The following is an 8,910-nucleotide window of genomic DNA, read 5'->3' as shown; positions in this document are numbered from 1 at the left end:
GCCGATCATCAGCAGCCCGCCAGCTGGCTGATCGAACAGACCCTCCCCGGCCACATCACCTGGACCACCCCCACCGGTGCCCAGCACCACACGCACCCTGACAACTACACAGCGAACTAATCGGCAGCCGAGGCTGGAATGCCCTCAGTTCTCGTCCTCTGGGTCATCCTGCGGAGCGAGAACGGGCGGGAAACCGTGCTGTTCAAGGCGCCGATTGCGGAAGTAGCTGCTGGTGGCGAAACCAAGGCCCAAGCCGGCTACCAGCAGGAACCCGATGGCGATACCGCGCACTGCGGGCTGTCCGGGCAGGAGAGCGAAGACCACCGCGAAGGGCAGTAGAAGGAGCGGCGGGCGCATGGCCTGCCGGAGCCGCCACCCAGGTCCGGTCAGATCATGGGAGACCCAGGCCTTGTACACAGGGGGCAGAGTGCCGCCGACAAGGTAGTGGATTCGTCCGGTCAACGGCGGCCGGCTGGCAATGGGAGCGCTACCGTCCACTGCTGTAGCCGCATCCTGGCCGCTCGCCGTCGAGCTGTCCTCGCTGCCGCTCATACCCGCAGCTTACGAAGCGGCCGGGCGGAGCGAGGACAGCGGACGGCGAACAGGTGGTACTAGTCCTTGATCTCACAAAGGACTGCCCCGCTGGTGACGACCGAGCCGACAGCCGCCGCCAGGTCGGTGATCTTTCCATCACGGTGGGCGTTGATCGGCTGCTCCATCTTCATCGCCTCCAGGACGATGATGAGATCGCCGGTCGCCACCGTGTCGCCCTCGCTGACAGCCACCTTCACAATGGTGCCCTGCATGGGGCTGGTCAGCGCGTCACCGGTGACCTTGGCAGCGGCAGCACCGCGGGCGCGCCGCTTGGGTGCCGCACCCTTTCCGGATCCTGCGGTAGCTGTTGCGGCACCGAGCCCGGCCGGAAGCACCACTTCAAGGCGTTTGCCGCCGACCTCGACGACCACGGCCTGTCGTTCGGGCGCAGTGGTGTCCGCATCGGTGCCACCCGTGAATGCGGGGATGGTGTTGTCGAACTCCGTTTCGATCCAACGGTTATGGATGCGAAACGGCTCCGCTGTGTCGTCTGGGGCGAAGGCTGGATCCCGGACGACGGCGCGGTGGAACGGCAGGGCGGTCGCCATGCCATCGACGACCATCTCATCGAGCGCACGCCGGGCACGCTCGAGGGCTTCCTGCCGTGTGGCACCCGTGATGATGAGCTTGGCGAGGAGCGAGTCGAACGCGCCCCCGATCACGCTGCCGCTCTCGATTCCGGTATCGAGACGAACACCGGGACCGGCCGGGGAAACGAACGAGGTGACGGTGCCGGGTGCGGGTAGGAAGTTACGTCCTGGGTCCTCACCGTTGATCCGGAACTCGAACGAGTGGCCGCGAGGCGCGGGGTCGGTGAAGTCGAGAGCCTCACCCTCGGCGATCCGGAACTGCGCGCGGACCAGGTCGACGCCGGAAACCTCTTCGGTCACCGGGTGCTCCACCTGCAGGCGGGTGTTCACCTCAAGGAAACTGATCATGCCATCGCGAGCGACCAGGAACTCGACGGTGCCAGCGCCCACGTAACCAGCCTTGCGGCAGATTGCCTTTGAGGCGTCGTAGAGCGAGGTGAGCTGCGCTTCTGACAGAAACGGTGCGGGGGCCTCCTCAACCAGCTTCTGGTAGCGCCGCTGCAGCGAGCAGTCGCGGGTACCGACCACGACAACGTTGCCGTGGGTGTCGGCGAGGACCTGGGTCTCCACATGCCGTGGCTGGTCGAGGTAGCGCTCGACGAAGCACTCGCCGCGGCCGAAGGCCGCAACCGCTTCACGCACGGCGCTGTCGAACAGCTCGGGCAGTTCCTCCGTGGTCCACGCGACCTTGAGGCCCCGCCCGCCGCCGCCAAAGGCCGCCTTGATCGCGACCGGCAGACCGTACTGCTTGGCGAACTCGACGACTTCTTCGACACCAGCCACCGGGTCCGCGGTTCCCGGCGCGAGTGGCGCGCCGACTTCCAGGGCGATGTGACGGGCAGCGGTCTTGTCGCCGAGGCGCCGGATGGCCTCGGGCGGCGGGCCAATCCAGGTGAGGCCGGCGGCGATCACGGCCTCGGCGAAGTCGGCGTTCTCGGAAAGGAAGCCGTATCCCGGGTGGACGGCGTCGGCGCCGGACGACTTACATGCGTCCAGAATCTTGTCGATCCGCAGGTAGGAGTCGCCGGGAGTGTTGCCTCCGAGCGCGAAAGCCTCGTCGGCGACACGCACGTGCAGTGCGTCGATGTCCGGCTCCGCATAGACCGCGACGCTGGTGTACCCGGCGTCTCGGCAGGCCCGAGCCACCCGGACCGCAATCTCGCCTCGGTTGGCAATGAGGATCTTACGCACGTTGCTCCCGTCCTCTTCCGGCCTGCCTGATGTTAGGCGACCCGACCCGCCCAGCTCGCTCTTGTTGAACCTTGATGTGATGCCGCAGACATCTCACGTGAGTGGAGCCATCTGGTCACCAACCCGCGCGAGTGCGCACGCCCGGACTCAGCCCGGAACGACGCCAGGCACCTGCTCCGACATGGAGGGGTCCGCGGTGGGCCTGCGTGGGGTCAGCCCATGCGGATCGGACGGGAGGCGGCGGCGGTTCTCCGACGGCTGCCTGGGCTGCCAGAAGTGCCACTACAGCGGCGATCTCCTCCGGGGTGGCGTTTCCACGGATCAGCCGAAGTGTCGGCCGGTCGGGCTGCCCGTCCTGGTCCTGGGCCACGTTCCTCTCCCTGCTCGACGTGAACCGGCGGTGCCGCCGGCGATAGGGGGCCGCGTCGTCGTACCGGTGTTCGGTCCGTGCCGGACGCCGGTACGACGCGGCTCTCGGATACGACGCGACTCTCAGAGCGGAATGTTTCCGTGCTTCTTCGGCGGCAGCGACTCGCGCTTGGTCCGGAGCAGCCGGAGCGCCCGGATGATCTCGCGGCGTGTTTCCGACGGGATGATCACAGCGTCGAGATAGCCACGTTCCGCGGCGATGTACGGGGTGGCGAAGTGATCGGTGTAGTGCTCGATCAGTTCGGCCCGGCGGGCGTCCGGCGACTCGGACTTGGCCAGTTCGCGGCGGTAGATGATGTTGACGGCGCCGCGTGCACCCATGACCGCGATCTCGGCGGTCGGCCAGGCCAGGTTGATGTCGGCCCGCAGGTGCTTGGAGCCCATGACATCGTAGGCGCCGCCGTAGGCCTTGCGAGTGATGACGGTGACCTTGGGTACCGTCGCTTCCGCATAGGCGTAGATCAGCTTCGCGCCGCGGCGGATGATTCCGTTCCACTCCTGGGATGTACCCGGCAGGAAGCCCGGCACATCGACGAGGGTGAGTACCGGAATGTTGAACGCGTCGCAGGTGCGGACGAAACGGGCGGCCTTCTCGCTGGCGTCGATGTCCAGGGTGCCGGCGAACTGCATCGGCTGGTTGGCCACCACGCCGACCGAACGGCCGTCGATCCGGCCGAAGCCGACGATCAGGTTCTGCGCGAACTGCGCGTGGACCTCGAGGAAGTCGCCGTCGTCGGTGAGCCGCTCGATGATCTGGTGCATGTCGTACGGAGTGTTGGGCGAGTCCGGAATGAACGTGTCGAGATCCGGGTCGATCTCCCCGTCCAGGTCGTCCACCGAGTCGTAGATCGGGGCGTCCTCGAGGTTGTTCGAGGGGAGATACGACAGCAGGGCCCGGGCCAGCTCGAGGCATTCGGCCTCGTCCGCGGACTGGAAATGGGCGACGCCGCTGCGCGAGTTGTGGGTGGTGGCTCCGCCGAGCTCCTCCATCCCGACGTCCTCGCCGGTGACCTCCTTGATGACGTCCGGGCCGGTGATGAACATGTGGCTCGTCTGGTCGACCATCAGGGTGAAGTCGGTGATCGCGGGGGAGTACACCGCGCCACCCGCGCACGGGCCCATGATCAGGGAGAGCTGGGGAACGACACCCGATGCCATGACGTTGCGGTAGAAGATCTCGCCGTACAGGCCGAGGGAGACGACCCCCTCCTGGATGCGGGCGCCGCCGGAGTCGTTGAGGCCCACCACCGGCGAGCCGGTCTTGAGTGCCAGATCCATGATCTTGACGATTTTCTCGCCGAAGACCTCACCAAGGCTGCCGCCGAAGACGGTGAAGTCCTGACTGAACACGCAGACCTGCCGACCGTCGACCGTGCCGTAGCCGGTGACGACACCGTCCCCGTACGGACGGTTGGCCTGGACGTCGAAATCATGCGCCCGGTGACGGGCGAAGGCATCGGTCTCGACGAATGAGCCGGGATCAAGGAATGCCTCGATCCGCTCACGTGCCGTCATTTTGCCCTTGGCATGCTGCGCATCCACGGCCCGCTGGGATCCAGCGTGGACAGCCTCGTCGTTCACGCGCCGCAGTTGAGCAAGTCGCCCTGCGGTGGTGTGCGGGTCGGGAGCGGAATCCTCAGCGGACGCGGGAAGAGCCATAGGCCGCAGCGTACGACCCCTGTGTGCCCACGCGCTGGAGACATGTGGAGTTGATCTCATCGATTGAGCGCCTACGGCCTGACCAGGGCCGTCTGGCCGTATCGCGCGTCACAGTGTGAGCGATGTGCTGGTGCGTCGTCGCAGATCTGCTCGCAGACTGGCCGGTTGCCGGCACCGTCGGTCGGGGGGCGCGGGGCGCTGGCACCGGGGTATGTGGTGGTCCACGGGGCGCAGCGTGCCTGCTTCTGTCAGGCTGTCCCGGTGCACCTGCCTTCGGATGCGGTCTGCCCTGGTATTGCCATCGACGTGCAGGTCGCTGATTCGAGGACGGCCGATGCTCGGGTGGCCGATGCGAGGAGGGCCGACCTGGACGCGACCGGCGCGCGGGTGCCGGGTGCGGGCCAGGACCGTCCGTTGTTGGACGCGGCCCGTCTGGCGGATCTCCTCGCCACCGCCAGAACCGGTTACCGCCTCACGGTCCTGCCCGAGGTCGACTCCACGAACGCCGCGCTGGCACGGGCCGCCCGCGCGGACACGACCACCATGGTGGCCGCCACCGCGGAGCTTGAGGAAATGGCTCGCCGTTGGCGGGCGGCGGACGGGCCGCGCGGTCAGGTGCTTGTCGCCGAGCGGCAGTCGGCGGGTCGCGGCCGACTCGACCGCAGCTGGGAGTCGCGGGTGGGCGCCGGGCTCACCGTCTCGCTGCTGGTGCGGCTGACGGTCGAGACGGCGCTGCTGGGATGGTTGCCGATGGTGGTGGGCACCTCGCTGGTGTCGACCGTGCGGCGGGTGACCGGCGTGCCGGCCGTGCTCAAATGGCCCAACGACCTGCTCGTTGACGGTGCGAAACTCGCCGGCATCCTGGTGGAGCTGGTGCCCGTCCCCGCGTCGGCGCCCTCCGTGGTGATCGGATTTGGGCTGAATGTCCATGCGGAACGGGACGAGCTGCCGCAACGATCCACCAGCCTGCGCCTGTGCGGCGCCCACCCCGCCGTGCTGGATCGCACCGCGCTGCTCGCGGAGCTGCTGGCCGACCTGGCCGGGGCCCTGACGCGATGGGAGCGGGACCCGCGGACGGCCCGCGCCGACTACCTGGCCGTGTGCTCCACGATCGGGCGACAGGTGCGGGTCGAACTGCCCGGCGGGCAGTCCCACCTCGGTACGGCGACGGATGTGGATGCCGAGGGACGCCTGGTGGTTGACGGGCGCGCCTTCAGCGCAGGGGATGTCATCCACCTGCGCTGAGCGGGATCCCCTGCGCAGGCTCACAGCACGGACGCACGGCACAGGGTCGCCACGGGGCAGGCACCAGCACGCCGACGGCCGAGGGTGACGTCCTAGCAGGGCCGCGTGTGGTCTGACCGGGACAGGTGCGACGATCGTCGTTGTGGCGTTCCCCGACGATATCCTTACCCCGGACGAAGAGGTGGTCGTCCACCTCCATCCGCACTGGGTCAGCCTGGTCGGTCCGGCACTGTGTACGGTGGCGGCCCTGCTTTTCGCGGTGCTCGGCGTTTTCTTCGCCCCTGGCGGGATGGTCCAGAAACCCATCCAGTACCTGGTGCTGATCGTGGCGCTGGGCGCTATCGGCTATCTGGGCGTGCTGCCCTGGCTACGGCAGCTGACCACGCACTACGTCATCACGAACCAACGGCTGGTGGTGCGGGAGGGTCTGCTCACCCGGGTCGGGCGCGATGTCCCGCTGGCCTGGCTCGTCGGCGCGACCATCCAGCAGAGCCTGTTCGAGCAGTGGGTGGGCTCGGGCCGTCTCGTTGTCGAGACGGCCGGCCAGCGGGGCAGGATCACATTGTCCTGCATGCCGCACGTCGAACGCATGCAGGAGACGCTGGCCGAACTCGCCGCCCCCTATCAAAACCGCGGGCCGGCGGATCGGCCCCGGCGCGGGGGATGAACCGGCGGCGACCTGCTGCTGGCAGGCCACAGGCCTGAATGGCCCGCATCCTGGCCTGTGGCGGGTGGGCGGGCGGGTGCGGGCGTGGCTCAGATCGGGTCGTAGCTGCGCCACCAGGCCATGAACTGGTCGGCGTCGGGTTGTTCGGCGGCGAAGCCGACCAGAGAGTCGTCCACCGTCCAGTAGACCGTGAAATGGCCGGGGGTGACCCGGCAGACGAAGGTCCCGCGGCGGTGGGAGCTGTGCGTCCAGCGTTCGACGCCGCTGCGACCGTCGGCACAGCCGCCGGCACCGGACTCGGCGAGTCCGGCAGAACGCCTGCGTAGGTCGGACTGCAGGGCGTCGGCGGACGCGAACCTGACGACGGACAGCTGTTGGGGCGCGCTTGCCGCGGTCGCGCTGCCCGGCGTGCAGCTCACCGTGGCCACCACACCGTCCCCGTCACGTGGTGCCGAGTGACAGGCGGTGGCGGCAAAGGGCCGCAGAGCCGCTACGAGATCGGCGTCGGCCGGGTCCAGGGTCGGGGTCGATGCGGCGACCGAACCGTCCGATGTCGTACCGGTGCGGGGGGCAACCGAACGCGTTGCGGTGGCTGCACCGTCGTGGTCACCGTCCGAATGCCCGCTGCCTGCGATGCCGATGGCGAGACCGGCCACCGCGAGGACGAGGACGGCCAGTGCCGCGCCAAGGACCACCCGTCGCCGGACACCGGGCCGCGCGCCATGGCCGGCGCCGGTATGACCACTGGGGTCGGCACCGAGATCGGGATCGGATGGACGGACGCCGGCGTCCTCGTCGTCGTGCATCTAGCGGCGCAGCGGGTCGAACGAGTGCCACCACACGTTGAGCCGGGCCGCGTCCGAGTCGTCGACGGAGAACGCGACCAGCTGGCTGTCGGAGGTCCAGAACTCGTAGAAGTGGTTGGCGAAGAAGTAGCAGAGGCGGGTGCCGCCCGCCTTGTCCGTCGGGGACGTCCACCGCTCCGAACTCTGCTGACCGTCGTCGCAGGCTCCCTCGTCGGAGTAGAACGCCTCGCGGGCACCGATCTGCCGGTCGAGCGCCGACCGGTTGGGGAAGTGGAACGCGGACACCTGTCGGTCACCGGAGGCGGCCCGGCAGATGAGGGTGGCATCAGCGTAGGCGCTGTCGCTGCGGGTTGGCGCAGTGCAGCCGGTCAGTACCGCGGGATTGAGCAAGGCCCGCAACGCCTCACGGGCATCACCGACCGGACGCCCGCCAGGACTCGCCGTCGCAGTGGTCGGCGCTGCCCCCACGCTCGGTGTGTCGGTGGAGTCCCCGCCGGAGAAGGCAAGGATCCCGAAGAGAAGCACGAGGGCGAGTAGCACGCCGGTGCCGGCGAACAGCAGCCGTCGGTCAACGAGGATCTTGTTGCGATCGGCCCGGTCCGCGGCGCCTGATTGTGGTGTCAGGCTGCCGTCGGGCGGCTCCGTGGATCCGAACGGACCACCGGGCGCGAGCGGGGTCGGCGCAGCGGGCAGTCCCGGCAGCAGCCCGGGGAGCATGTCCTGGAGGTCGGGGTCGGAATCCGGGTCGGAATCCGGGTCGGAATCGGGGGCGGGCCGCGTTGGATACGCAACCGGATGGCCGGACAGGCCTGGGGCCTCGCGGTCCGGCACCACCGGCAGCGGAAGGCTGGTGAAGTTCCACTCTTTGCCCTGCTCGGCTGCGCCGCCCGACGGCCTCGACGGGATCGATGGCGCTGGGGACCCCGACGGCCGTGACGGGAACGGTGGGATCGAGGCGGGTGGGGTGGGCCGTCCCGCGACGGGCGGCGGCGAGACCGGCGGCGCGGAGGCCATCGTCACCGGCGGTGGAGTCAGCCGGTAGGTGAGATCATCGTCGTCTGCTCTGGCGGCTGGGCCGCCGCGGGCGATGCCGATGGCGGACGTCGTACCAGGCTGCGGCGGTGCGCTGCCCGCAGGTGAAACCGGCGGGGCGCCTGCGGCCTGCGACGGATGGCTGGGCGGCGCGTAGTACAGGGGACCAGGTGGCCCGGCGAGCGAACCTGGGCCGCCTGAGGGCGCGGGCTGCCCCGATCCGCCGGGCGGACCGGGCGGGAAGGGCATCCCTGGAACGCCCCGCGGGCCGGCCTGTGACAGCAGCGAATCCGGTGCGCCGGGTGGGCCGGGCGGCACCGGTCGTCCCGATGCTCCTGGTGACGTGTGCGCCCCAGGCGTGCCGGGCGGCATCGGTGGACGGGACGGCATCGGCCCGGGCGGTGCCATCGGGACCATCGGCACCGGGGGCACCTGTGGTCCGGACGGCATCCCGGGCGCCGAAGACGGAGACTGCCATCCCGGTGGGAGTGGGGGCGCGGACGGGGCCATGGGGCCGCCGGGGTGCGGCGGGCCGCCGTAAGAACCGGGCTGGGCGCTGTAGGGACCGGGTGGGCCAGGCGGCCCACCGTACGGACCAGGCTGACCACTGGTCCGGCCCGGCGGCCTGCCGTACGGACCGGGTTGCCCACCGGGCTGCCCGCCGGGCGGGCCGGGCGGACCGCCGAGCCAGGGCGGC

General features: G+C 69.5%; 9 protein-coding genes. 3 read left to right on the top strand and 6 right to left on the bottom strand.

Annotation, left to right across the window (positions count from 1 at the left end; genetic code table 11):
• Nucleotides 1-144: 144 nt before the first annotated feature.
• The 4 genes from ND747_RS28880 to ND747_RS28865 form a co-directional block, all read right to left on the bottom strand.
• Nucleotides 145-552, bottom strand: a complete 408-nt coding sequence (locus tag ND747_RS28880) for a DUF5313 family protein (RefSeq protein ID WP_251737417.1) — start codon at nt 550-552, stop codon at nt 145-147.
• Nucleotides 553-611: 59 nt separating this feature from the next.
• A complete protein-coding gene (locus ND747_RS28875; protein ID WP_251737416.1) occupies nt 612-2,375 on the bottom strand; it encodes a biotin carboxylase N-terminal domain-containing protein in 1,764 nt (587 codons plus the stop codon).
• 115 nt (nt 2,376-2,490) lie between these two features.
• Nucleotides 2,491-2,745, bottom strand: a complete 255-nt coding sequence (locus ND747_RS28870) for an acyl-CoA carboxylase subunit epsilon (protein ID WP_251737415.1) — start codon at nt 2,743-2,745, stop codon at nt 2,491-2,493.
• Between the two features lie 122 nt (nt 2,746-2,867).
• Entirely contained in the window at nt 2,868-4,463 is a 1,596-nt protein-coding gene (locus ND747_RS28865; RefSeq protein WP_285901322.1) for an acyl-CoA carboxylase subunit beta, read from the bottom strand.
• 342 nt (nt 4,464-4,805) lie between these two features.
• Between ND747_RS28865 and ND747_RS28860 the strand changes: the two genes are divergently transcribed.
• Nucleotides 4,806-5,708 carry a biotin--[acetyl-CoA-carboxylase] ligase gene (locus tag ND747_RS28860; protein ID WP_308204719.1) on the top strand — a complete coding sequence of 301 codons (903 nt, stop codon included), beginning with the start codon at nt 4,806-4,808 and terminating at the stop codon, nt 5,706-5,708.
• Between the two features lie 142 nt (nt 5,709-5,850).
• A complete protein-coding gene (locus ND747_RS28855) occupies nt 5,851-6,375 on the top strand; it encodes a PH domain-containing protein (RefSeq protein WP_251737413.1) in 525 nt (174 codons plus the stop codon).
• A gap of 89 nt (nt 6,376-6,464) precedes the next feature.
• Here the strand turns inward: ND747_RS28855 and ND747_RS28850 are convergent, their stop codons facing one another.
• Nucleotides 6,465-7,181, bottom strand: coding sequence for a hypothetical protein (locus tag ND747_RS28850; protein ID WP_251737412.1), 717 nt, complete (start codon nt 7,179-7,181; stop codon nt 6,465-6,467).
• Nucleotides 7,182-7,898 carry a hypothetical protein gene (locus ND747_RS28845; RefSeq protein ID WP_251737411.1) on the bottom strand — a complete coding sequence of 239 codons (717 nt, stop codon included), beginning with the start codon at nt 7,896-7,898 and terminating at the stop codon, nt 7,182-7,184. It abuts the gene before it with no gap.
• A 133-nt stretch (nt 7,899-8,031) separates the two neighbouring features.
• Between ND747_RS28845 and ND747_RS28840 the strand changes: the two genes are divergently transcribed.
• Nucleotides 8,032-8,223 (top strand): hypothetical protein, encoded by a 192-nt coding sequence (locus ND747_RS28840; protein ID WP_251737410.1) that lies wholly within the window; start codon nt 8,032-8,034, stop codon nt 8,221-8,223.
• Nucleotides 8,224-8,910: the final 687 nt, after the last annotated feature.

Origin of the sequence: Frankia sp. R82, from assembly GCF_023716925.1 — a bacterium.
Classification (GTDB): Bacteria; Actinomycetota; Actinomycetes; order Frankiales; family Frankiaceae; genus Frankia.
The sequence above is the reverse complement of the archived record's forward strand: the minus strand, read 5'-3'. Positions and strand labels throughout refer to the sequence as shown.